Origin of the sequence: Marinobacter sp. MMG032 (genome assembly GCF_040112695.1) — a bacterium.
GTDB lineage: Bacteria > Pseudomonadota > Gammaproteobacteria > Pseudomonadales > Oleiphilaceae > Marinobacter > Marinobacter salsuginis.
Genome location: NZ_CP157802.1, coordinates 222,578 through 244,235, shown reverse-complemented (window position 1 = coordinate 244,235; position 21,658 = coordinate 222,578). Strand labels below are relative to the sequence as shown.

General features: G+C 53.1%; 23 protein-coding genes. 15 read left to right on the top strand and 8 right to left on the bottom strand.

The window, feature by feature from the left end; all coding sequences use genetic code 11:
- Positions 1–70: 70 nt before the first annotated feature.
- From ABNF92_RS01125 to ABNF92_RS01110, 4 genes are all read left to right on the top strand, one after another.
- Entirely contained in the window at positions 71–1,471 is a 1,401-nt protein-coding gene (locus ABNF92_RS01125) for a PLP-dependent aminotransferase family protein (RefSeq protein WP_349343191.1), read from the top strand.
- A gap of 114 nt (positions 1,472–1,585) precedes the next feature.
- Positions 1,586–2,980 (top strand): cytochrome c oxidase accessory protein CcoG, encoded by a 1,395-nt coding sequence (ccoG, locus tag ABNF92_RS01120; protein WP_349343190.1) that lies wholly within the window; start codon positions 1,586–1,588, stop codon positions 2,978–2,980.
- 64 nt (positions 2,981–3,044) lie between these two features.
- Positions 3,045–4,013 (top strand): helix-turn-helix domain-containing protein, encoded by a 969-nt coding sequence (locus ABNF92_RS01115; RefSeq protein WP_349343189.1) that lies wholly within the window; start codon positions 3,045–3,047, stop codon positions 4,011–4,013.
- A 132-nt stretch (positions 4,014–4,145) separates the two neighbouring features.
- Positions 4,146–4,748 (top strand): sigma-70 family RNA polymerase sigma factor, encoded by a 603-nt coding sequence (locus tag ABNF92_RS01110; RefSeq protein WP_069185241.1) that lies wholly within the window; start codon positions 4,146–4,148, stop codon positions 4,746–4,748.
- Between the two features lie 50 nt (positions 4,749–4,798).
- Here the strand turns inward: ABNF92_RS01110 and ABNF92_RS01105 are convergent, their stop codons facing one another.
- Positions 4,799–5,269, bottom strand: a complete 471-nt coding sequence (locus tag ABNF92_RS01105; protein ID WP_069185240.1) for a nuclear transport factor 2 family protein — start codon at positions 5,267–5,269, stop codon at positions 4,799–4,801.
- 46 nt (positions 5,270–5,315) lie between these two features.
- Complete coding sequence (locus ABNF92_RS01100; protein ID WP_349343188.1) at positions 5,316–5,912, bottom strand: sigma-70 family RNA polymerase sigma factor; 597 nt, start codon at positions 5,910–5,912, stop codon at positions 5,316–5,318.
- Positions 5,913–6,103: 191 nt separating this feature from the next.
- On the opposite strand from ABNF92_RS01100, the gene ABNF92_RS01095 reads away from it, so the two are divergent.
- On the top strand, positions 6,104–6,673 hold the full coding sequence (locus ABNF92_RS01095; RefSeq protein ID WP_349343187.1) for a TetR/AcrR family transcriptional regulator: 570 nt from the start codon (positions 6,104–6,106) through the stop codon (positions 6,671–6,673).
- 27 nt (positions 6,674–6,700) lie between these two features.
- Here the strand turns inward: ABNF92_RS01095 and nrtS are convergent, their stop codons facing one another.
- From nrtS to ABNF92_RS01080, 3 genes are read right to left on the bottom strand one after another with little or no spacing between them, the layout of a single operon-like run.
- Positions 6,701–6,946, bottom strand: coding sequence for a nitrate/nitrite transporter NrtS (gene nrtS / locus ABNF92_RS01090; RefSeq protein WP_209397485.1), 246 nt, complete (start codon positions 6,944–6,946; stop codon positions 6,701–6,703).
- Positions 6,933–8,354 (bottom strand): dihydrolipoyl dehydrogenase, encoded by a 1,422-nt coding sequence (locus ABNF92_RS01085; protein ID WP_349343186.1) that lies wholly within the window; start codon positions 8,352–8,354, stop codon positions 6,933–6,935. The genes nrtS and ABNF92_RS01085 overlap by 14 nt, the downstream gene beginning before the upstream one ends.
- Positions 8,355–8,384: 30 nt before the next feature.
- Positions 8,385–8,678: a glutathione S-transferase N-terminal domain-containing protein gene (locus tag ABNF92_RS01080; RefSeq protein WP_349343185.1), complete on the bottom strand. Its 294-nt coding sequence runs from the start codon at positions 8,676–8,678 to the stop codon at positions 8,385–8,387.
- Between the two features lie 255 nt (positions 8,679–8,933).
- Here ABNF92_RS01080 and ABNF92_RS01075 point away from each other — a divergent pair, with 255 nt between their 5' ends.
- Complete coding sequence (locus ABNF92_RS01075; protein ID WP_349343184.1) at positions 8,934–9,764, top strand: alpha/beta hydrolase; 831 nt, start codon at positions 8,934–8,936, stop codon at positions 9,762–9,764.
- Between the two features lie 70 nt (positions 9,765–9,834).
- Here ABNF92_RS01075 and ABNF92_RS01070 read toward each other — a convergent pair whose 3' ends face one another.
- Positions 9,835–10,086: a hypothetical protein gene (locus ABNF92_RS01070; RefSeq protein ID WP_349343183.1), complete on the bottom strand. Its 252-nt coding sequence runs from the start codon at positions 10,084–10,086 to the stop codon at positions 9,835–9,837.
- Between the two features lie 292 nt (positions 10,087–10,378).
- Between ABNF92_RS01070 and ABNF92_RS01065 the strand changes: the two genes are divergently transcribed.
- The 4 genes from ABNF92_RS01065 to ABNF92_RS01050 all read left to right on the top strand — a co-directional run bounded on the left by ABNF92_RS01065 (position 10,379) and on the right by ABNF92_RS01050 (position 13,889).
- Positions 10,379–11,404: a lipid A deacylase LpxR family protein gene (locus ABNF92_RS01065; RefSeq protein ID WP_349343182.1), complete on the top strand. Its 1,026-nt coding sequence runs from the start codon at positions 10,379–10,381 to the stop codon at positions 11,402–11,404.
- Between the two features lie 117 nt (positions 11,405–11,521).
- Positions 11,522–11,845, top strand: coding sequence for a thioredoxin (gene trxA / locus ABNF92_RS01060; RefSeq protein ID WP_069185233.1), 324 nt, complete (start codon positions 11,522–11,524; stop codon positions 11,843–11,845).
- Between the two features lie 135 nt (positions 11,846–11,980).
- Positions 11,981–12,934, top strand: a complete 954-nt coding sequence (locus ABNF92_RS01055) for a LysR family transcriptional regulator (protein ID WP_349343181.1) — start codon at positions 11,981–11,983, stop codon at positions 12,932–12,934.
- Positions 12,935–13,130: 196 nt separating this feature from the next.
- Positions 13,131–13,889, top strand: coding sequence for a hypothetical protein (locus ABNF92_RS01050; RefSeq protein WP_349343180.1), 759 nt, complete (start codon positions 13,131–13,133; stop codon positions 13,887–13,889).
- 114 nt (positions 13,890–14,003) lie between these two features.
- Here the strand turns inward: ABNF92_RS01050 and ABNF92_RS01045 are convergent, their stop codons facing one another.
- Both ABNF92_RS01045 and ABNF92_RS01040 read right to left on the bottom strand, forming a co-directional pair.
- Entirely contained in the window at positions 14,004–14,147 is a 144-nt protein-coding gene (locus tag ABNF92_RS01045) for a hypothetical protein (protein WP_167352731.1), read from the bottom strand.
- Between the two features lie 174 nt (positions 14,148–14,321).
- On the bottom strand, positions 14,322–15,197 hold the full coding sequence (locus tag ABNF92_RS01040) for a PhzF family phenazine biosynthesis protein (RefSeq protein WP_209397467.1): 876 nt from the start codon (positions 15,195–15,197) through the stop codon (positions 14,322–14,324).
- Positions 15,198–15,311: 114 nt separating this feature from the next.
- Here ABNF92_RS01040 and ABNF92_RS01035 point away from each other — a divergent pair, with 114 nt between their 5' ends.
- The 5 genes from ABNF92_RS01035 (at position 15,312) to ABNF92_RS01015 (ending at position 21,650) form a co-directional block, all read left to right on the top strand.
- Positions 15,312–16,205, top strand: a complete 894-nt coding sequence (locus tag ABNF92_RS01035) for a LysR substrate-binding domain-containing protein (protein WP_349343179.1) — start codon at positions 15,312–15,314, stop codon at positions 16,203–16,205.
- Between the two features lie 115 nt (positions 16,206–16,320).
- Positions 16,321–16,728, top strand: a complete 408-nt coding sequence (locus tag ABNF92_RS01030) for an ACT domain-containing protein (protein ID WP_349343178.1) — start codon at positions 16,321–16,323, stop codon at positions 16,726–16,728.
- 147 nt (positions 16,729–16,875) lie between these two features.
- On the top strand, positions 16,876–18,309 hold the full coding sequence (locus tag ABNF92_RS01025) for a PAS domain-containing protein (RefSeq protein WP_349343177.1): 1,434 nt from the start codon (positions 16,876–16,878) through the stop codon (positions 18,307–18,309).
- A gap of 62 nt (positions 18,310–18,371) precedes the next feature.
- Positions 18,372–19,534, top strand: a protein-coding gene (locus ABNF92_RS01020) for an IS3 family transposase (protein WP_349342704.1) whose coding sequence is annotated in 2 segments (ribosomal slippage) — positions 18,372–18,627 and positions 18,627–19,534 — 1,164 coding nt in all. Because the reading frame shifts where the segments join, the coding sequence is not laid out codon by codon here.
- A 10-nt stretch (positions 19,535–19,544) separates the two neighbouring features.
- On the top strand, positions 19,545–21,650 hold the full coding sequence (locus tag ABNF92_RS01015; protein ID WP_349344048.1) for an EAL domain-containing protein: 2,106 nt from the start codon (positions 19,545–19,547) through the stop codon (positions 21,648–21,650).
- Positions 21,651–21,658 lie beyond the last annotated feature (8 nt).

The following is a 21,658-nucleotide window of genomic DNA, read 5'->3' as shown; positions in this document are numbered from 1 at the left end:
ATCGGGTAAGGTTCGCTTTCGCTCGATGTTCCGAATAGATTCCTGAGTGTGTGTGGAGATGGATCAGGCAATGACAGTCGATTTGCCCAAATACCAGGCGCTTGAGAATACTCTTCGAAAGAGTATCGAGGGTGGTCGATGGCGGCCCGGCGAACGGATGCCATCCATAAGAGAACTCTGCAACCGCTACGGGTTTTCCAAGATTACCGTACAGCACGCGCTGCAGCGGCTTGAGGCTCAGGGATTGATTCAGGCCCGGGAGCGAAGCGGCTTTTTTGTGTCGTTGGGGCAAAGCGAGTTCGAGCCCCCCAGGCAAGCCGCCATGCCTGCCGCGCCCCAGCCTGTCTCAGTTAGCCAGGTGTTTCAGGACATCATGACCCGGAGCGCTGCCTTTGATTTGCTCCCGGATCTCCAAAGCGACGAGCCGCCACCGGCCATAATTCAGCTGAACCGGTCGATCGGCCGGGCCCTGCGTCGCCAGTCTGCGAGCTTTCAATATTATGACGGGCCGGCTGGTGATCAGGCGTTGAGGGCCCAGCTTGCGCTTCGAGCCGCCAAAAGAGGGTGGACGGCGGAGGCCAATCAGTTCTGCGTCACTTCTGGCTGCCAGCAGTCCTTGTTCCTGGCCTTGATGGCGGTTTGCAAGAGCGGCGACGTGGTTGCGGTTGAAGCCCCGGGGTTTTATGGGGTTCTCCAGTTGCTTGAACAACTGGAGCTAAGGGTGATTGAGATCCCGGCTTCGCCGACGACTGGAATGGATGTCCGGGCGCTTGAAGAGAGCCTCCAAGTCTGGGACATCAAGGCGTGCGTGGTTTCACCGTCCTTTGCCACTCCTACCGGAGCTGTCATGCCTTCCGAAGACCGTCGACGGTTGCTTGAGCTTGCCGAACGACATGATCTGGCCATCATTGAAGATGATATATACGGCGAGTCAGGGTGGTTTAACACTCCCGATTCCCTGAAGGCGATTGATGAGTGTGACCGCGTCATCCATTGCAGTTCTTTCTCGAAAGTTCTCTCGCGAGACCTGCGTTTGGGATGGGTTTCAGGTGGCCGGTGGCATCGAAACATACTGCAACTGAAATTGACCACTCAGTTGGCCAGTAGCCGGTTCCTGCAGCAGGGCGTGGCAAGCTTTATTGCCGAGGGCGGCTACGCATCGTACCTCCGCCGGTATCGGCAACGCTTGCGTCTGCAGCGAGACCGTTTACTGGATTTGCTGGGAAACTGGCCGGTGCCTTTGAAAGCAACCGCGCCTCAGGGTGGTTTGGCTTTGTGGGTGGAATTGCCGCCAGAAGTGGACACTCTGAGTCTTTACGCCAAAACCCTCAAGGAAGGTATTGTCATAACGCCCGGTAGCCTCTTCTCGGTTTCCGGAAAGTTTTCGAACTGCCTGAGAATCAGCTTTGCCCATCCGTGGAACGAAGCACGAACAGATGCGTTGCAGAGACTACCCGCACTCATGCTCTGAAGTTCCGTCATCTGTCCCTATCAAATATTAAAAAAGTGGTCCTGCCCCCGTTAAGTGCGATCCATTAACCTCGCGTCACCTTTTATTCCCTGGTGATGGCAAGGTGCGCAACAAATGAGTCGCCTTATCTCTGTAAAGCAAATCGAGTCAACTTCGAAAGTCCTCGAGGCCGACCACAAAATCCAACCCCGAAGTTTCTCCGGTTTCTATCGTCGTGTGCGAATTACCGGAGGTCTTGTTCTCTTTGCGCTGTATTTTGGTGTGGCGTGGCTCGACTGGGGTGGCAGACAGGCAGTCCTCTGGGATCTCTCAGAGAAGAAGTTCCATATCTTTTCCGCCACGTTCTGGCCGGAAGACCTGGTGTTGCTCTCCGGGATTCTCTTGATCTGTGCATTCGGCCTGTTTTTCTTGACGGTACTGGCGGGTCGAGTGTGGTGCGGCTACGCGTGCCCTCAGAGTGTCTGGACCTGGGTCTTCCTGTGGGCGGAGCGAGTGGCGGAGGGCGATCGATCAAAAAGGATCAAGCTTGATGCAGCGCCTCTCAGCGTGAAGAAGCTCGTTCGCCGCGGTTCCAAACATGGGCTCTGGCTCCTCATCAGTCTCTTAACGGCGATAACGTTTGTAGGGTATTTCACACCGATACGCGATCTTGTCGGAGATCTGTTTGTCTTGGAAGCATCAGGATGGGCCGTGTTCTGGGTTCTGTTCTTCACGGCGGCCACTTATCTGAATGCTGGTTGGCTGCGCGAGAAAGTCTGTTGCCACATGTGCCCTTACGGCAGATTCCAGTCGTCCATGGTGGATGCAGACTCCATGGTTATTTCCTATGACGCTGAACGGGGTGAACCCAGAGGTTCTCGGAAAAAGGATGTTACGCCAGCTTCAGCGGAGCTGGGAGACTGCATTGATTGTCAGCTGTGTGTGCAGGTGTGCCCGACAGGGATTGATATTCGGGACGGGTTGCAGATGGAGTGTATTGGGTGTGCCGCCTGCATCGACGCCTGCGACTCGATCATGGACAAGATGGGCTATACCCGTGGCTTGGTGCGTTACGCCAGTGAACGCGACCTGAAGGGCGGGAAAACAAATCTGTTGAGACCACGACTGGTGGGGTATTTCGGCTTCCTGATTGTGATGATTGGGCTGTTTGCATGGGGCGTGGTGTCCAGGCCTCTGATCACGCTCGATGTTGAAAGGGACCGGGGTATGTACCGGTATACGAGTGAGGGCGAGATCGAAAACAGCTACCTGCTGAAACTCACGAACAAAGACAGCAGCCAAAAGTACATCATCATACAGGTTGAAGATCCATTGCGAGCGTCAACCACAGGCCCCTTGGGCGTGGTAGTTGAGGCCGGAGAAAAGGTTGAGGTTCCTTATTCCGTGGCCCTGCCTGCATCCTCCCTCAATGCTGGCGCCAACGACATCGTTTTTCAGATCAGCACCCTGCATGGGGAGAAGGCGTTGGTTACCGAAACCAGTACGTTCCTTGCTCCGTCAGAGCATTGATGGCGTCGATCAATGCTGCCAGCTAAACTCAAAAAGTTGAGTATGACAACTAAAGGTATCTCAGATGTTACAGACGCAGGATGTAACAGGCCCCATCTCTGGGGGCAGTGCCATTCCCTATGATGAGTGGACTGAAAAACTGGGGACTGTTTATGGGCTTTGGAGGCCCAGGAAAGCCGCGTCTGATGACTTTACGGCGGGAGTCGTCCATCGTTCCGTTGGTAACTTCGGAGTCGTCAACTGCGTTTGCGACCCCTGTGGTGGTGCTCGCCAGGCTAAAGAAATATCCGGCGATGACCTGGAGACAGTCATCCTGCAACTGGTTCTTTCGGGGCAGGAGAGGTTCACGATTGATTCGAAAGGCTTCGAACTGACGGCCGGGGACATTATTTTATGGAATACAACGCGCCCAATGACATTCGATGTTACGGAAAAGCTGCACAAGATCTCGGTGCTGATGCCTCTGGCGCGTTTGAGGAACTGGCTGCCAGGCTCCTGGCATCTCATTGACAACAAATTTGCCAGAGACTCCACCACAGCATCATTGTTGTGCGCGTTGATACAATCAATGGCGCCGCAATTTTTAGCCGGCAGGCTGGAGAACAGCGACGCTTTAACGGATGCGCTGATGGGCACACTGGTCAGTACTCTCGGACCGCCGACCAGTCGAGGCGAGTTTTATGAACGGCATCAACTGATTCGGATCAAGCGTTTCATCGATAAACATCTGAGTAATCCGGACTTATCCCTCCAGAGCATTGCCTCTGCGCACCAAATTTCCTTGAGGCACCTGCATTCTCTTTTCCAATCGGAAGGGCAAACTGCATTGCAGTATCTGATAAGCCAGCGCCTGCTGCGCTGTCGGCGGGATCTTTCGAATCCTGCGATGACGGGCCGAACGATCACGGAAATCGCGCTTGGCTGGGGTTTCCAGCATCCCACTCACTTCAGCAGACGTTTTAAGTCCGAGTTTGGCTTGACCCCCTACGAATTTCGGCATGCTTCGAATGAAGGTTTAGTTCTTCACGACTAAGTGAACAAGCCTGCACGGACAGTTCAAAGAAGATTCACCCAGAAGCATGCTGCCATCTCTGAATCCCTCTAATGTGGATGCATAACTGATCTATCGCGATGTGTCCCCGAGGCGGAGCTGGAGGAGTGCAGCATGAATATCCAACCAAAAAACATTCAGAAAGTACCCGCCTTTGGGCGCGAGGCTGATTTAATAGAGGGCTTGCAAACTGGGGATCCGATAGCCTTCGATGAAGCGTATCGGAAGTATCACCCGGTAATGCTGCGAGTGGCCGCCAAGTACACCTCTGCGGCCGTTGCCGAAGATATTGCCCAGGAGGCCTGGTTGGCCGCCATTGGAGCCATCGCGTCGTTCGAGGGCCGTTCGTCCCTGAAAACCTGGCTGTGCCGGATCGTGATCAATAAAGCGTTCAATACCTATCGGGAAAAGCGGCCGGAATTCCCTGCGACGCCCAGCCTTGCAATGCTGTCAGACCAATCAGCCGAGAACCAGGGTGTCAGTGCTTCCTGTCATCTCAGCGAACCGGAACTGGCTGTGCAGACGTCCAGGGCCCGGGAGCGCATTCGGATTGAAATGAAGAATATGAACCGGGATCACGCCCACGCGATTCTGTTGAAAGGCATGACCCAACTGACGGGCTCGCAGGTATCTGAGGTGTTGCAGATTTCTCACGGAAACCTCCGGGTCATACTGCATCGAGCGAGAAACGAGCTAGCGGCCGTGCTCCAGGCATAAGGGCAGCGACCGCGCTCTGAGAGTTAATAGTCCGCCAGCTATATAAAGTATCACAGCCCCAGATCACTCAACCCCGGGTGATCATCCGGTCTGCGCCCCAGGGGCCAACGGAAAAGCCGATCTGACTCTTTGATGGGGCTGTCGTTGATGCATGCGAATCGACGCTGCATGAGACCGTCCGCATCGAATTCCCAGTTTTCATTGCCATAGGAGCGGAACCAGTTTCCGCTGTCGTCATGCCACTCATAGGCATATCTCACGGCAATGCGGTTGTCGGTGTAGGCCCAGAGTTCTTTGATCAGACGGTAATCCAGTTCACGATTCCATTTGCGGGTGAGGAATTCTTCGACCTCCTTCCGGCCGTTGGCGAACTCGGCCCGGTTACGCCAGCGTGTGTCCTCGGTGTAGGCGAGGACAACCTTTGCCGGATCCCGGCTGTTCCAGCCATCTTCGGCAAGGCGAACTTTTTCAATGGCGCTTTCCCGGGTGAAGGGTGGCAGTGGTGGACGTTGGGAAGTCATGTTGGTTCTCCATTTCTTGGCAAACAGATTGGTGCGGCCGCCTGGATCAGAGCAGGGCGGCCAGCTCGTTTCGTGCACGGTGCAGGATGACTCGCAGATTTCCATGGGAGATCTGCAGCACATCCGAAACCTGCGAACCGGTGAGCGCGCTCATGCCCTTTAGCAGAATCGCGTTGGCGTAATCCCGGTTCATATTCTTCATTTCTACGCGAATGCGTTCCTGAACCTTTGCAGTCTGGGTAGCCAACTCCGGTTCGCTAAGATGCCCGGCGGTGCCACCAAATTGGTTGTCTGGTGAGTTATCGGATAACAGAGCGAGGCTTGGCGAAGCAGGAAATTCCCTTCGGTTTTCACGGTAGGTGTTGAAGGCTTTGTTGGTGACGATCCGGCACAGCCAGGTTTTCAGCGACGAACGGCCCTCGAACGACGCGATGGCTCCAATCGCAGCCATCCAGGCCTCCTGCGCGATATCTTCAGCAACGGCCGCAGAGGTGTACTTGGCGGCCACTCGCAGCATTACCGGATGGTATCTCCGGTAAGCTTCATCAAAGGCCTTCGGATGGCCCGCTTGCAAGCCATCAATCAAGCCTGCCTCATGCTCAAAAGCCGTTTCCTTCCGGGTGACTTTAATTTGAATGTCCATCCTGCTTGTCTCCATGCCGTTTTCATTGGTGGTTCGCAAATGAAACCGACAACAACACCAGTCAAAAAATACCCTGCTTCGCTTCCCAAACTGGCATTTCCCGAAGTAGACAAGTCGGTCTATTTTTAATAGTAGACAGGTTTGTCTAATTTGGTCAAGATATATTCAATGAAAAAGGTGGAGGTTTACCGATGGGACGCAGACAGGATCTGATCGATACAGCACTAAGACTGTTTTATGAACATGGAATACACGCCATCGGCATTAACCAGGTGCTGCAGGAAGCGGGTGTTGCAAAGCAAACGCTCTATAACCATTTTGAGAGCAAAGACAGCCTTGTAGAGGCTGCCGTTGAGCACCGGGACAAACTTTTTTTCCAATGGCTTGACTCGCGAATGAACAGCCAGCCGGCGGGAAGAGAGGCTCTGATGGAGATGTTTGATGCGGTTCACGACTGGTTCAATGACCGAGTTCCGTCACTCCAGCGTTTCTACGGTTGTTTTTTCATCAACACCTGCGGTGAGTACAGCGACCCGGACCACCCGGTCCACAGACGCTGCGCGGCTCATAAAACAAAAGTTTTTGAGCTACTGAAGCGGCACGCTCTGGAAATCTGTACTTCAGAGACTGAAGCAGATGAACTGGCCAATGCGCTGTTTTTGCTTAAAGAGGGTGCCATCGTTAAAGCGCACGTTGAAGGCGATCTGGATGCGGCGTTGAAGGCAAAGGCAATTGCCTCAAGGATGATTTCGCCGCACTGAAAAAAACTGTGCGGCGAAATTCGGGGTTCAACGGTACCTTGAAATTGGCACATTGAGGCCAGAGGACCTTTCACAATCCCGGTCGCTGGACCATTTGCCAAGCATGAAAACGCAAAATGGAACGCAGTAGGTCAAGACTGCCGGCAGCCATTGAATGTCCTGATATCCAAAAAGCGCATCGTGCTGATTTATCAGTAACAGAATCGTACCCACCACCAGGGCAACTCTTGTCGCCTGTGTGTAATAACGCTTAAACAGTTCAAGCAGCTGCATGAGGCGCCTCCTTACGTTCGGCCTGTCTGAGCTTTTCTGCAGCATCCCGGAAGGCGGTGCGAACACCTTCTTCAATAACAGGGTGATAGAAAGGCATTCCGAGTATCTCGTTCACCGTCAGAGACTGCTGCACGGCCCAGGCCAGCAGGTGACCAATATGCTCTGCTGCTGGCCCAAACATTTCAGCGCCCATCAGCGTGCTGGTGCTCTTATCGGCGTAGACTTTCAGCATGCCCTGGTTTTTGGCCATTACGCGGCTTCTTCCCTGATTGTGGAAGCTCACCTTTCCGGAGATGAAGCTGTCGGCCAGCAGTTCGTGCGCTCGTTTGCCGACACTGGCAATTTGCGGGTCGGAAAAGACAACGCCCAGCGCGGCACGACGATGACCCGCTTCTACCGTGGGAAACGTGCCGGCGTTACGGCCTGCGATACGCCCCTCATCTGAGGCTTCATGCAACAAGGGCAGCTCGTTGTTAGCATCACCTGCGATGAATATGTGCGACTCACGGGTCTGCAAGGTGTAATGATCGAAGCCAGGAACGCCGCGGGCGTCCAGTTCAATGCCGGTATTCTCGAGGCCCAGCTTGTCAGTATTCGGAATTCGACCGGTCGCTGCCAGAACATAGTCCACCACGACTGTATGAACCACACCTCCGGACGTGCGGTAGGTCACCTGCACTCCGTTCAGGGTTTCCTTTGCTCCGAGGACATCCGCGTGAAGGATCAGGTCAAATTCAGACTGGAAAGTATCCGCTGCAATCTGACGAATTTCGTCGTCGGCAATTCCGCCAATCGATTCGTTGCGCGACAGCATTGTAACGTCAACGTGTAGCCGGCTCAGAGCCTGCCCTAACTCGAGTCCAATAACGCCTGTGCCGACCACGAGCACGGATTGCGGAAGTTGCTCCAGTTCGAATACATCGTCGTTAATGAGCAGGCGTTTGCCCGCACCCTCGAGTACTTCAGGAATGAATGGTCTGGAACCCGTTGCGATAACAACCCGGTCGGCGGTAATTTCGAGCCCGGTATCAATCTGCAAACGATGGGCGTCGAGAAAGCGAGCGTAACCACGGACCTTGTGGCTATCATCAAACTCATCGACGTCTTCAACAACAAACCCCACGAAACGGTCGCGCTCTTTTTTCACGCGATCCATGACCGCCGCACCGTCAGTCTCAACGGTCGGGACATTGAGCCCGAAAACCCCCGCATGCTTTGCGCCGTGGGCGGCTTCTGCCGCGGCAATCAAAAGCTTACTGGGCATGCAGCCGACACGCGCGCAAGTGGTGCCGTAATGGCCGCCCTCAATCAGCGCGATGCTGTCGGTAAATTTGCGAGCTTCGCGGTAGGCACCCATACCAGCCGTGCCCGTGCCAATGATGGCAACATCAACCTTTCGTTTGAGCATTTTTACTTTCCTGTAGGTTATGAGGACCGTTCATGCGGTTTGATTTTGATCAGCCGACTGGGCGGCATGGCGCTGCAGGTAGCGGACGATATCCTGGGACTCATACAACCACCGAACCTTGCCGTTTGATTCGATTCTCAGGCAGGGAACCTGTGCCCGCCCTCCGCCTTTGATCAGCTCTGCCCGGTAGGCAGGGGTTCTGGCGATGTCACGTTCCTCCACTTCGATGTCGATGTGCTTCATCGCAGAGCGGGTATATGCGCAAAAAGGGCACGCGCGATAGTGGTAAAGAGAGAACGATGTGGTTTGCGAACTGACGGACATGGACTGTCTCCTTCGTAGTGAATGTGCCTGCCATTCTCTGTTCTTCAGGCAGACCGGAGGCGGCAGGACGGTTGGAATAGTTGTCCATCTGTTTCAAAGGCACCCTGTTGGCGAGGGGTGGTGTTGGGTAAGAAATATACAATTCTGCTTGCAGCTCTGATTAGAATGTATATACACTTTATGAAAACCGATTCGAGACGGAAAGCGGTTCCGCTCAATCGACGATTCATTGTTCATCAGACTGAGGAAACGAACATGAACCTTTCGCTTACTGTGTTCCAGGCTGCTTTCGGTTTCTACAGCCGATTGATGCCAGCAAAAGCGGCTTCAAAAGCTGTCGAACTTATGACCAGCCCACGAATCAAGACAGAACGCAGAAATTCATCCCGAACGCTGTTCGAACGAGTCGTGCCGCTCAATAATGACGGTCTACTCTCGATCTACGGAGTTGGCCCAAAGAAAATCCTGCTCTTGCACGGGTGGTCCGGCTGGATCGGGCAATTCAAGGATCTGATCAGTGAGATTGATCCCCAGGAATACACCATCTACGCGGTGCATCCGGCAGGGCACGGTGAGTCGCCGGCCACCGAATCACATCCGGGGCGGTTTATCGAGGCTGTACTGGAAGCCCATCAATACGCTGGCTCGTCTTTCGACGTTGGGGTTGGCCATTCATTGGGAGCCGCTGCGCTTGTTTATGCCCAATCCACCAGAAACTGTTTTGAACGTCTCGTATTGGTTTCTGGACCGGCAACGATTGAGGGGGTTCTGAGCCGGTTCGCCCGTTTCGTAAACCTTGGGGAACGCAGTAAACGCCTGTTCGTAAACGACATGGAAAAAACGGTGGGATTGAGTGTTGACCGATTGGATCTTGTTGCATTGGCCCCCTCGATCGAAACACCCGTGTTGTTGATTCACGATGACCGGGATACCGAGGTTCCGGTTGCGGAATCCAGGGCACTGCACGCGGCGTTTCCGAGGAGCCGTTTGACCCATACAACGGGTTATGGCCATAGCCGGCTTTTGCAAAAACCTGAGGTCATTAAGGAAATTGTTGAATTTTCGAATTCACCGTTCAGGCCTTAGTCCGAAATGGTATCGGATCAGGAAAAACGCACCGTCCCTGGTGCCAAGACGCAGATGAAACTTCTAACGCTTAACCGTGGGTCCCGGAACGTACTTCACCACGAATGACAATTTGGCCGCTGTAAGGCGCCGGTTCTGCATTCTCGTAGTTAGCGTCCCGGTTCTGGATCTCGCCACGAATCACGATCTGGCCACTATAGGGCGCGGGTTGGGCCTGCTCGGAACGAGGCTCGTCGGATTTCCGGTCTGCCAGGGTTGCATGGGCGGGCAGGGCAGCGATGGTAACGAGTGAAGCGAGGGTAATCAGTGCAAATTTACGCATTTTCAATTCTCCATAGTGTTAGTCGGTTCAGCTGACTCCGAGGCCCCAATGGCTCGGATATCAGATGAGCGAATTATGTGGATGGAGAAGGTCAAGGAATAATTCTGAAACAGTATGGAAAGCATCATTTTCAGTGATGAAGCGTGGCCGTAAGCCTCTAAAAGGCACTCGTATTACTACTTATTTATAAGCGAAAGTGATGTTTTAAATATCTACGCTTGATTAGTCGTGCGGGCCCGGTATTCGAAAAATAGCAGCCAACGTTTTTTCCGACACACATTCGGAGTTGGCTATGAATTTTCGCTTCTTGACCGTTCCTTTTCTTGCTGTGGCGATGGCTTCAACTGTGCAGGCCGAGTCTGCTGATTCTGTGCTAGCGCTCTCTACTGATAATGACCTGTTTGCGCCCACACAGACAGATCGGGATTACACAGCCGGTGTTGCTATTACCTATTCCTCCAATTCAGAGGATTTCATCCGTAACCCAGCGTCCAGAGTGAGTCAGGGGCTGGACAGTATTGTGCTGCCTCTACTGGGCGGGGAGATTGGAGAACCGGGGAGTACCGCACTTGAACTGGGGGTTTATGGCTTTACGCCCGAGGAAATCAAGGAATCGGCAATTGATCGTAGCGATCGACCATACAGCAGCCTGGTCTACTTATCCTCAAGCCAGAGCTATCAGACGCCAGGCGCTGATTCGGGGTGGACAACATCTATGACGGTCGGCGTACTCGGGCTTGATATCTTCAAATCCGGCCAGAACGCGGTGCATAAAATAGTGGGTAGCGATCGTGCGAACGGTTGGGATCATCAGATCTCGAATGGTGGTGAACCGACTTTCCGGTACTCTGCGGCGTACCACCAATATCTGGATGCCAGCGAATCAGACCAACAGTTCAAAGTGACGTATTTTGGATCAGCCGGATACCTGACTGAGTTTGGTGCGGCACTCGTCTTCCGGGATGGTCTGATTTCCTCCCCGGATAACCGCTTTAATCCGGAGTTGATGGCTTACGGCGAACGAGCGCCCGGGGTATCAGCTCCAGGGGGACGTGAACACTATTTCTGGGGCGGCTTGTCGGTAAAAGCTCGGGCCTATAACGCTTTTCTTCAGGGGCAGTTTCGTGACTCAGACCACGAACTGGATGCCAACGATCTGAACATTCTGCTGGCAGAAGTGTGGGCGGGCTACACCCACAGCTTCCTGGCAGGCACTGAATTGAGTTATGTGCTGCGTGTACAGAGTTCCGAAATCAAATCCGGTACAGGGAACCGCACGCTGGCGTGGGGTGGGCTGGTTTTTAGCATGCGACTGTAAGAGCCGGGGAGGGAATCATCATCAGAAGAAATACAACTTATACAGTCCCGCTATTGGTTTTCGCCAACAGAAGGCTTCAGTGTTTGAAACAGGTTTTTACAGAGAAGAGGTTTGCCGATGAGCAACATGATAGAAGTAACAGATGTGAATTTTGAACAAGCGGTTGTTCAGAGTGATCGCCCCGTACTGGTCGACTTCTGGGCGCCCTGGTGCGGCCCCTGCAAGACCGTCGCCCCCATGCTGGAGGCAATCGCTGATGAATTTGGCGAGCAGTTGACCATCGCCAAAGTGAACGTGGACGACAGCCCCGATATAACGGCAAAGATGCGCATCCGGGGCATTCCGACTCTGGCGCTGTTTCAAGAAGGCGGCGTTGTTGCCCAAAAGACCGGAGCTGGGAGCCTGAGTGAGCTGAGAACTTTCGTAAAAGGGAATCTGTAAACCTTACCCAAAGTCTCCCGATCGGGAGGCTTCTTCGCTTCTTACTCAAGAAAACCACGCCTAAATACATACCGCAATTGCGGTCCAGGCACTTCCAAGCCAGACTTGACCGGACCCATTCCCCAGGAACATTGAATGAAAACGCAAGAACTCCAGCTGCTGTACATCTTTGATGCGATCATGACCGAGCGCTCCGTAACCCGCGCAGCAGATCGGCTTGCCATGACCCAGCCTGCGGTATCGAATGCGATTTCCCGGATGCGCCAGATCTGGAACGACCCATTGTTTGTGCGAAAGGGCCGCAATATAGAGCCAACATCCTATGCGCTCAGCCTGTGGGATCAGGTAGGCGACCATATGTACGCATTGACCAACGCAGTCAGCGCCACGCAATTTGATCCGGCCACATCAAAGCGAAAATTCCGGATTGCCGTGACGGATGTGACTGTCGAAATGATCTGGCGCCAGTTAATTGAGTTGCTGGAGGAGCAGGCGCCTGGTGTTGATATCCACGCGGTGCCCTATACGCCCGAAGGCACCTACGACGACTTGCGCGAGGCCCACGTGGATCTGGCGGTCGGTATGCTGACCCAACATGATCACAGTCTGCGCAGTACGTGGCTTTTTGAGGGCGGTTATGTTCTGGCGATGCGCGCCGACCACCCCCTGGCTGGCCGACAGATTACCATGGAGGAATTTCTCGAGGCCCGGCACCTGCTGGTGACAATGTCCGGCGATGCCCATGGCTTCGTGGATAGCTACCTCGACCAGAAGGGCCAGAACCGGCGCATTGCCGCGACGGTCAACCATTTTTCGATTGTTCCCCAGGTTCTACGGGATTCGAATCTCATCGCCGCGGTTCCCGAATTGATCAGCCAGGATTGTGGGTTCGTGGATGGCCTGTGGATGGGGCAGCTTCCTTTCGAAGTCGACCCGACCAGCCTGTACCTTATCTGGCACACGCGCCATGATCGTGACCCCGGCATTGTCTGGTTGCGGGACCACGTGGAGCGGCTGCTGCGCGAACGATGGCATGACATCATGACCAACTCGCCTTGCGGTCATTCGCCTACAAAAGCCATCGCCTGAGCGGTTGGCCAGAGGCAGTCATCATTTTTCGTGATGACAAAGATACAGCAACGGAATTATTCAGGATCCCGGAAACTCCCAATAATGCTCCCCAGATGACGCTAGCAGCGGCATTGGCATGAGTGCCGGTTGGGAGACGCCCAGTTCGGTCCTCTTGCCCCAATTATCTGCGTTCTTCACGAATTGGGAGGAGGGTATGAACGGTCAAGTGAACTGCCCGTCAATGGGGTCCGGCCTGGAGCCCATCGAAGTCAACGATGCCGCAAACCAGAAATGGTATAAGCCAATCATCTCCGTTGATGCGGACGCCAGCGGCAACAGACACGTCTACAAGGCGTTCAGGTTTTCCCACGGCCTGTTGGGAAACTACTTCAGATTTCTGGCGTTTCACGAATTCAGGATGCTAAGAAAAGTCGAGCATCTCGACTTCACTCCAGACCAGGTAAGTCGCCGGTCCGACACCTCTCCGACAATCCATTACCGGTTGATTGAAGGGAAGTCGATAAAAGATGTCGCGGCAAGCAATGGCGTGCCTGCAAACTTCTTTTCGAAGCTGTTCAGCGATGTAAAAACGTTGCATCAGCATGGCGTTGTGCATATGGATCTGGGCAATTCCGGAAACATCCTGGTATCTGGCCAGGGTTCCCCGGCCATCATCGATTTCGGCTCGGCGATTCCTTTGAGCTGGCTGCCATCGTCCGTTCAGAGCTGGGCCTGTCGCAAGGATATCCTCGGCGTTCTGAAGCTGTGGCACCGTTTCGACAAGGAATCCATGCCGTTGTTTCTACTGCACTACTATCAGAGCAATTACCGCAAGAACATCTACACGCCCAAACGTTTCCTGAAAGCTGCGCGTCGTTGGGTAACAGGCGACACCGGCAGCGCGGACCTTTCTGGTGTCACGACTGTTATCAGCGTGTTTTTCGGACTGTTGGTGCTGGTGTCTTTCATCTGAAGAGCGGCGTTCTGCCGCTCCATTTTCCCTCAAGCGCGGCGCAGGAAACAGGATCAAGAGGCAGGCAAAAAAAAGGGGCGGTCGTAATGACCGCCCCTTTTCGGTGTGCTCAGCTTAGTTGCTGATACCGAGCTCGACTGTTTCGATGGCCGGGTTGTTGCCACGATCGATATCTTCCTGGCTTACACCTTCTGCCTGTGCGAAAGCAGAGAAAGCGACGACAGAGAAAACGAGAAAGAACTTGTTGATTGCGTTCATGTGATATTCCACCTTTCAAGAGAGTTAAGTTAAACAGCATCGCCGTATTGGCTTGATGGTTATTCTCTTGGTTTCCCGTCTTCAGAAAAAATTGCTTTGCGGTATACAACACATCAAGTCAGGTGATGGGTTTAGACGAGCGCATTCTTGCTTATAGCGCTCGTCTTCAAATCATCATAGGTCCAGGTGAACAACTTCTTTGATTGATCCCCGACCACCCGCGAACAGGTTTTCGATCCCGTTGTCGTTTCCAATGGTCAGCCTTACATTGATAACGCTCGGTGAGGGTGTGGCCATCCAGCGTCCCTGTTCGATTGTGAACTCGTGCTTTTGCATGCCCAATTGTTCACGCAGATAACAGGCGAGCGGGCCCGCCGCCATTCCCGTTGCAGACTCCTCCAGGATGCCATAGCGGGGTGCAAACATGCGGGTTCCTGCGTCCCTCCCATCGCCAACGCCATCGAGGGAAAACACGTAGAATCCGATCAGATCCAGGGATTCGCTGAGTTTCTCAATGAGGTCGAAATCCGGCTTCAGACCTTTGATCGTTTTGCTGTCTCGAATGCCGATGACGACGAAGCTATTGCCGGTGTTGACCAACATCGGCTCTGCCCCTTCGATCAGATCGTCGGCCGCCAGGCCAAGGGACTGGAGGGTTGCTTGCAGATCATCCTCGCTAAGCGTTTCGAACCTGGGTGCTCTTTGCTCCATATAGGCCGAGTCGCTCTCCATATTGACTGATCTCAGGCCATCGATTGTTTCTTTCGATGACCGATCGCGAACCAACAAGCCGTTTTGTTTCAGAAAGCTGAAGGTGGCAATTGTTGCGTGGCCGCAATGAGCGATCTGCTGGGTTGGCGTGAAGAATTCCAGCTTGATGTCTGCAGATTTGGAAGGTGAAACGAAAGCGGTTTCTGACAATCCGACTGCCGCAGCGATGTTCTGCTTTTGCTCAGAACTGAATTGTTCGGCGTTCAACACGACACCTGCCGGATTTCCGCCAGCATCGCCGTCGACAAAGGCGCTGACTATGGGGACTTCAATTTTCATGTGATGTTCCTCGGGTGGTTTGTATCACCTGATTCTTTCAGTGGCCGGTTCCTGGAACAAACGGATAAAACTGGTCTATGCTTAATTAAAAGTTAACTATGGGAGAGCAGGTGAATGCAGAAACTCCCTCCTCTGCGGGCGCTGCAGGCGTTCCGATACGCGGCCAGGGAGCTGAGCTTCAAGTCTGCGGCCGAGGCGCTGAGTATTTCCCAGGCAGCCGTCAGCACTCATATTCGCGGCCTGGAAGATTTTCTGGGCCTGAAGCTCTTCGTTCGCATGACGCGCGAAGTGGAATTGACCCAAGAGGGCAGGATGCTCTCAGGCTATGTGGAAACGGGCTTTCAGGAGTTGGAAAGAGGGGTTGCCCTGTTCCGGCCCGATTCAGATCCAGGACGATTGACCGTCGCAACCGTTCCATCCTTCGCTAGCCGCTGGCTTGTTCCAAGGATCGAGTCATTCCAGCGGGCTCATCCGGAAATCAGGCTTAGCCTTCAACCCAATTTGCAATTGGCGAGTTTTCAGGGAGATGGGGTCGATCTGGCGATTCGTTTTGGGAAAGGCGACTATCCCGGGCTCGAATCAAGGCTATTGCTGGAAGAAAAACTGATGCCTGTCTGTCATGGCATGCTCGTTGACAACAAGCCTGTAACCCGGGAATCACTGGCGCGCCTGCCCTGGCTTATCGATGAATCAGCCGATCTGGCGAGCTCGTGGACTGACTTCCAGGAAAAACTCGGCACCCAAATACCCGATTCCTCCATCATACTGAGGGTTAACGAGGGAGCGACGCTCGTGGAAGCGGTGCTTGCGGGCAGGGGAATTGCATTGATGCGGTACAGCCTTGTGGCCGATCTCCTGAAAACCGGGCTGCTCAGGTGCCCGATGGATTTCTCGGTTCCTGCGGAGTACCAATACTACCTGGTGGCACCGGAGGCGAAATTTCGAACGGATAAGGTTCGGGCATTTGTTTCATGGATTATCGGGGAAGTCTCATCACTAAGGGAATGAAAGGCTTTGCAGTTCGATGGCTGCACCAGGAAAGCACCAGTTTGCAATGAGCGGCTCAAAACGGTGCTAGATTGTCATATGTGCGCGATATTCGGCTAGAGGAAAGGAAAAGATGATGCGAACTCAGTTTCTGCAGGATTTAATCAAACAGCTTTCGCCAACCGTTGATCCAACTCACTACGTCTACTGCACTGTAGAGAAAGCGAAGTATGGTGAGCTGGAGCACCTGAAACCTATTGTCAGTATTGCCGAACTTGAGGGGCTGACCCTGGTAATCCCCCTGGAAGAGGCCAAAGCAGAGGGCCTGGATTATTACAGGGTATTCCGGCGAATCACTCTGGAGGGACACTCCAGCCTTGAAGCCCTGGGCCTTACATCTGTGGTAACTAGCCTGCTGGCTGAACGGGGGATCACGACAAATGTGATCGCCGGTTTCTACCATGATCATATGTTCGTACCGAGTGACCGGACCGAAGAGGCTATTAGAGCGTTGAAGGAGCTGGCCAGCAATCCAGGCGGCTGATGCGAGCCCCTTGCATTCGGGCCTGAAGTCCGGTTGTGGCGGGTTAATCCAAATGCTGAAGGGAACACTATAATTTTAACAGTGCTTGGGTTCTTTTAGACAAAAATAACCAATAAACGAAAAGCCTGTTTCCGAGGGGAAGCGCCTATGGCTCGTCATACTGGTTTGTTCTCCCCGGACCTACAAAGTGTTGGGCTGACCCTTCTTCTTTCCTTTCTGGCTTGCCTGGGCAACATGCTTTCGGTCGGACTCGCGTTCGGTGTCGATTTGATTTTCGGCACGATTTTCGTGTTCGTTGCTATCTCTTACCTGGGACCCAGATCATCGGTGATCGTCGCACTCGCAGGTGGGCTTTATACCTGGGTGATTTGGGATCATTTTTACGCATCGGTCGTGTTTGTTCTGGAAGCGATCGTTGTCTATTTCCTTCACAGACGCCTCAATAAATCCCTTCTTGCGTCAGATGTTCTCTTTTGGAGCTGTCTGGGCTTTCCAATTACCCTGCTTTACCTTACTCAGGCCATCGAACTGTCAATTGACTCTTCGGCTCTCATCGCATTGAAGCAATTTATCAACGCCATCTTCAATGTTCTCCTTGCCAGTTTCATCGTTTTGATAGTGAACATCGCGCAAGGGAAACTCTCGTCATTTTATCTGGGACACAAACAGATAAAGGACATTCTCTTCTACTCAATGGTCGCTTTAACGCTGGGTGCTGGAACTCTTCCCATCATCCAGTCCAGTAAAACCGACGAGCGTAATACTGAGAGAAGCTTGGAAGCGACGCTCTCCGGGCCTCTTAATCACCTTGCGACTGACCTTGAGTTGTCACGACAACCAGCAAATGATGTGCTGGATGAGTTCACTTCCCGTCCGAGGATCGACGACTCCCTTTCCTTTGCCGTGCTTGACCAATCAGGTAAAGCGGTCGCCAGCAAACGGGACCCATGGCTGAAGAATAGTGATCAAGTGCCTGCCAACTCCCGCGAAGGGGAACTGGTATTTATTGAACCAGAGGGCGACCTTTCGTTTGTCCAGCGTCTTCGACAGGGCCGATATCAGATGGTGCAAGCCATCGAAAACGGTCAGCCACTGTGGGTGGTGATTCAAACTCCGGCAGCCCCATTTGCGGAAAAAATGGCGCAGGCAACATTTAACCTTCTGCTGTTGCTCGGGGTCCTCTTAGTGTTGGGAATAATTGTCTCGCAGGTTTTGAGCCGAGTGCTGACGGCTCCGATCTGGAGACTGTCGGCAGCGTTGGACAGCTCAACGAATGGCATTGTTATTACTAACCTCGAAGGTGAGGTTGAGTGGATCAACAAGGGTTTTGGCAAGATCTCTGGCTACTCCATAGAAGACATGAAAGGGAAAAAACCTGGAGCGATACTCCAGGGCATTGGTACAGACCCGGAAACGGTGGACAGAATTCGTTCATCGCTTGCGGAGGAGCGCAAGTTTGATGAAGAAATGGTCAACTATGGCAAAGATGGTCGGCCATATTGGGTTCACATCAATTGCGAGCCATTGAGAGGGGAGAGCGGAAAGAGTCAGGGCTACATTGCGGTTGAAACGGATGTGTAGTGGTTCAATGATTCCGGACACCAACGTAGGTGGTAAGATCGCCACCATAAACGAGGTGTCTGATGACCAGAAAGCGACGTTCTTTTTCTCCTGAGTTCAAACAGGAAGCAGCCAGCCTGGTGCTGGATCAAGGTTACACGATTCCCCAGGCGAGCGTGTCCCTGGGAATTGGTGAAAGCGCTATCCGGCGCTGGGTTAACCAACTGACCGAGGAGCGTGACGGTGTCACCCCAAAGGGTAAGGCTTTAACCCCGGAGCAGCGTCGGATTCAGGAATTGGAAGCCCGCTGCAAGCGCCTTGAGCAGGAGAAAGACATACTAAAAAAGGCTACCGCTCTCTTGATGTCGGACGACATGAATCGTACGCGCTGATAGACCAGTTGAGTGAGCAAGTGCCTGTTGAAATGGTCTGCAATGCGTTCGATATCAGCCGTTCCAGCTATTACGAGTATCGCCAACGGCGGAAGCACGTGGATGTTGAGCGTCTGGCCCTGAAGGCTCAGGTGAACCGCCTGTTTACCAAGAGCCGCAGTTCTGCTGGCAGCCGGACAATCAAAGGCATGCTCAACGACGACGGCGTTGTCATTGGTCGCTTCAAGGTTCGACGATTGATGAGTGAGCTGGGGCTGATCTGTAAGCAGCCGGGTCCTCACGCCTACAAGCAGTCGACCGTTGAGCGGCCGGATATCCCGAACCATCTGGCTCGTGAGTTTACGGTAGACCGGCCCAATCAGGCGTGGTGTGGTGACATCACCTATGTCTGGAGCGGCCAGCGGTGGAGCTATCTGGCTGTCGTGCTGGATCTGTATGCCCGCCGCGTTGTTGGTTGGGCGATGTCATCCAGCCCCGATGCCGATTTGGTGGTCAAAGCTCTGGACCACGCGTGGGAACAGCGTGGTCAGCCAGAGAAGGTCATGTTCCACTCGGATCAGGGAAGTCAGTATGCCAGCCGTAAGTTCCGCCAGAGGCTCTGGCGTTATCGAATGACACAAAGCATGAGCCGACGTGGCAACTGTTGGGACAATGCCCCGATGGAGAGGCTGTTCCGGAGCCTGAAATCTGAATGGATACCGGCCCCGGGGTATCCGAACCTGCCCGAGGCCAAAAAAGATGTGGGTGGCTATCTGATGGACTACTACAACCGGCAAAGACCTCATACGTTCAACGGTGGCATCTCTCCCGTTGCAGCAGAGGAAAACCTTAAAATACTGTCCGGGATTAGTTGACCACTACAATGTGACTGAACAAAAGCAAATCAAGGAACTTGAACTGTTTGGCCGTGAAGCGCTGGAAAAACTGGCGAAGAAAGAATCACTGGAAGATATTTACCAAACCGTTTTGCACAATGTTGAATCAGTTCTTCCGGTGAGGTGTGTTATTGAATTGGGTGGAAGTGGATGCGGGGACAATAGTTACCTGCCCAAAGCCTGTTATTTAAACATTGAAGACGGCAATTATCGATTACCTTCCCAAAGTCCATTGCACTCAATCCCCATAGTTAACTCAAGTGGCGAGCATATGGGGACTTTCCGAATTTTACACCGTTACAGGAACACTCATCCCGGCCGGGAATTGGAGTTTGGCAACCGAGCCAGTCAGTTGATTGCGATAGCTACGGAACGTTTTTGGTCCGACAGAAAATTGCAGGAAACTGCCAGCGTTTTTAGTTGCGTTGATGAGGGGATTTTTATCACCGATGCGGACTTTCTGGTACTGGATGTCAATGCTGCTTTTTCTACGATTACTGGCTTCACTGGCAGCGAAATCATCGGCCAGAAGGCTAACAGCTTCATTTCAAATCAGGGTACTGCCCTTTTCTCATCAAGTGTAGTGGGCGCACTGAATCAGTTTGGCCAGTGGCAAGGCGAAACTTCGATCAAGAATGGAAACGGACGGGAGGTTTATCTCTCGCTAAGTATCAGCACCATACCTGACGAGCTGGGAGAACCCAGTGGGTATATATTTTTGATAAGCGATATTACTGAACTCAAGGAATACCAACGTCAGCTCGAAAACATGGCCCACTATGATGGGCTTACGCAGTTGCCAAATCGGGTGTTGCTGGGAGATCGCCTGGATCAGGCTATGCGGAAGGCTGACAGGAACCGGGACCGCCTTGCGGTTCTTTTTATCGACCTTGATGGTTTCAAAAAAGTGAACGACACGATGGGGCACGAGGCTGGTGATGAGTTGCTGAAGGTTGTTACCAGTCGCATTTCGAGCCAGCTCCGAGATACCGACACATTTTCCAGATTTGGCGGCGATGAGTTCGTGGTTGTTTTACCAGAGCTGGAGAATGCAGAAACCGTTGATGACGTTGTGCGACGGATTCTTACTGCCGTCGAGGAGAAAATCCTGTTGGCCGATCGCGAACTGCAAATCACTGCAAGCATAGGCGTTGCTTTTTATCCCCAGAAAGAGTCGCTCGACGCTGACCAGGTTCTCCGACAGGCGGACCAGGCTATGTATGCCGCAAAGCAACGTGGGCGTAACTGCTACCAGTATTTTGACATGGATAACGATAAGGCCGTTCGGCAATTCCATGAAATTGTGGCTGAAATTGGCGCTGCCCTTAAAAACAACGAGTTTTCGCTCTTCTACCAGCCGAAGGTGAACCTGAAAACCACTGAAATCATCGGGGCGGAAGCGCTCATACGTTGGACTCATCCCACTCGGGGATTGGTTCCGCCGAGCGATTTTCTGCCTTTGATTGAGCACCATGTCCTGAGCGTGGAAATCGGCGAGTGGGTTCTGAACAGTGCGTTGTCGCAAATGGATGAGTGGCGAAAGCAGGGCATTCATATGCCAATCAGTGTGAATATTAATTCGTTTCATCTCCGACAACTTAACTTCGCCAGCCGTCTGAGAGACATATTGAAACAGCATCCATTAGTGCGCCCTGGAGATCTGGAACTGGAAATTGTTGAAACTTCGGCGCTAGAAAACCTTGAGACAGTGTCTGGCTTAATAAGTGAATGCCAGCGGATGGGAGTAAGCTTTTCGCTGGATGATTTCGGGACCGGGTACTCGTCGCTGTCTTACCTCCGCCGGTTGCCGGTCGAGCGTCTGAAGATCGATATGAGTTTTGTTCGCGATATGCTACAAGACGCAAACGATTTCGCAATCGTACAAGGCGTGCTGGGTCTGGCTAGCTCCTTTGATCTTGCAGTCATTGCCGAGGGAGTAGAGACCGCAGAACACAGCGCAAAGTTAATTGAAATCGGGTGCTATTTCGGCCAGGGCTTCGGTATTGCCAAACCGATGCCGAGCAATGCCGTTCCCGGCTGGGTAGAAAGTTGGAATAACAAGAAAGTAGACGGCGAGTCCTTGCGCACAGTGTAAGACGGCTA

Coding starts and splice junctions, on each gene's coding strand:
- ABNF92_RS01125 (WP_349343191.1), top strand. CDS start 71: ATGACAGTCGATTTGCCCAAATACCAGGCGCTTGAGAATACTCTTCGA.
- ccoG (WP_349343190.1), top strand. CDS start 1,586: ATGAGTCGCCTTATCTCTGTAAAGCAAATCGAGTCAACTTCGAAAGTC.
- ABNF92_RS01115 (WP_349343189.1), top strand. CDS start 3,045: ATGTTACAGACGCAGGATGTAACAGGCCCCATCTCTGGGGGCAGTGCC.
- ABNF92_RS01110 (WP_069185241.1), top strand. CDS start 4,146: ATGAATATCCAACCAAAAAACATTCAGAAAGTACCCGCCTTTGGGCGC.
- ABNF92_RS01105 (WP_069185240.1), bottom strand. CDS start 5,269: ATGACTTCCCAACGTCCACCACTGCCACCCTTCACCCGGGAAAGCGCC.
- ABNF92_RS01100 (WP_349343188.1), bottom strand. CDS start 5,912: ATGGACATTCAAATTAAAGTCACCCGGAAGGAAACGGCTTTTGAGCAT.
- ABNF92_RS01095 (WP_349343187.1), top strand. CDS start 6,104: ATGGGACGCAGACAGGATCTGATCGATACAGCACTAAGACTGTTTTAT.
- nrtS (WP_209397485.1), bottom strand. CDS start 6,946: ATGCAGCTGCTTGAACTGTTTAAGCGTTATTACACACAGGCGACAAGA.
- ABNF92_RS01085 (WP_349343186.1), bottom strand. CDS start 8,354: ATGCTCAAACGAAAGGTTGATGTTGCCATCATTGGCACGGGCACGGCT.
- ABNF92_RS01080 (WP_349343185.1), bottom strand. CDS start 8,678: ATGTCCGTCAGTTCGCAAACCACATCGTTCTCTCTTTACCACTATCGC.
- ABNF92_RS01075 (WP_349343184.1), top strand. CDS start 8,934: ATGAACCTTTCGCTTACTGTGTTCCAGGCTGCTTTCGGTTTCTACAGC.
- ABNF92_RS01070 (WP_349343183.1), bottom strand. CDS start 10,086: ATGCGTAAATTTGCACTGATTACCCTCGCTTCACTCGTTACCATCGCT.
- ABNF92_RS01065 (WP_349343182.1), top strand. CDS start 10,379: ATGAATTTTCGCTTCTTGACCGTTCCTTTTCTTGCTGTGGCGATGGCT.
- trxA (WP_069185233.1), top strand. CDS start 11,522: ATGAGCAACATGATAGAAGTAACAGATGTGAATTTTGAACAAGCGGTT.
- ABNF92_RS01055 (WP_349343181.1), top strand. CDS start 11,981: ATGAAAACGCAAGAACTCCAGCTGCTGTACATCTTTGATGCGATCATG.
- ABNF92_RS01050 (WP_349343180.1), top strand. CDS start 13,131: ATGAACGGTCAAGTGAACTGCCCGTCAATGGGGTCCGGCCTGGAGCCC.
- ABNF92_RS01045 (WP_167352731.1), bottom strand. CDS start 14,147: ATGAACGCAATCAACAAGTTCTTTCTCGTTTTCTCTGTCGTCGCTTTC.
- ABNF92_RS01040 (WP_209397467.1), bottom strand. CDS start 15,197: ATGAAAATTGAAGTCCCCATAGTCAGCGCCTTTGTCGACGGCGATGCT.
- ABNF92_RS01035 (WP_349343179.1), top strand. CDS start 15,312: ATGCAGAAACTCCCTCCTCTGCGGGCGCTGCAGGCGTTCCGATACGCG.
- ABNF92_RS01030 (WP_349343178.1), top strand. CDS start 16,321: ATGCGAACTCAGTTTCTGCAGGATTTAATCAAACAGCTTTCGCCAACC.
- ABNF92_RS01025 (WP_349343177.1), top strand. CDS start 16,876: ATGGCTCGTCATACTGGTTTGTTCTCCCCGGACCTACAAAGTGTTGGG.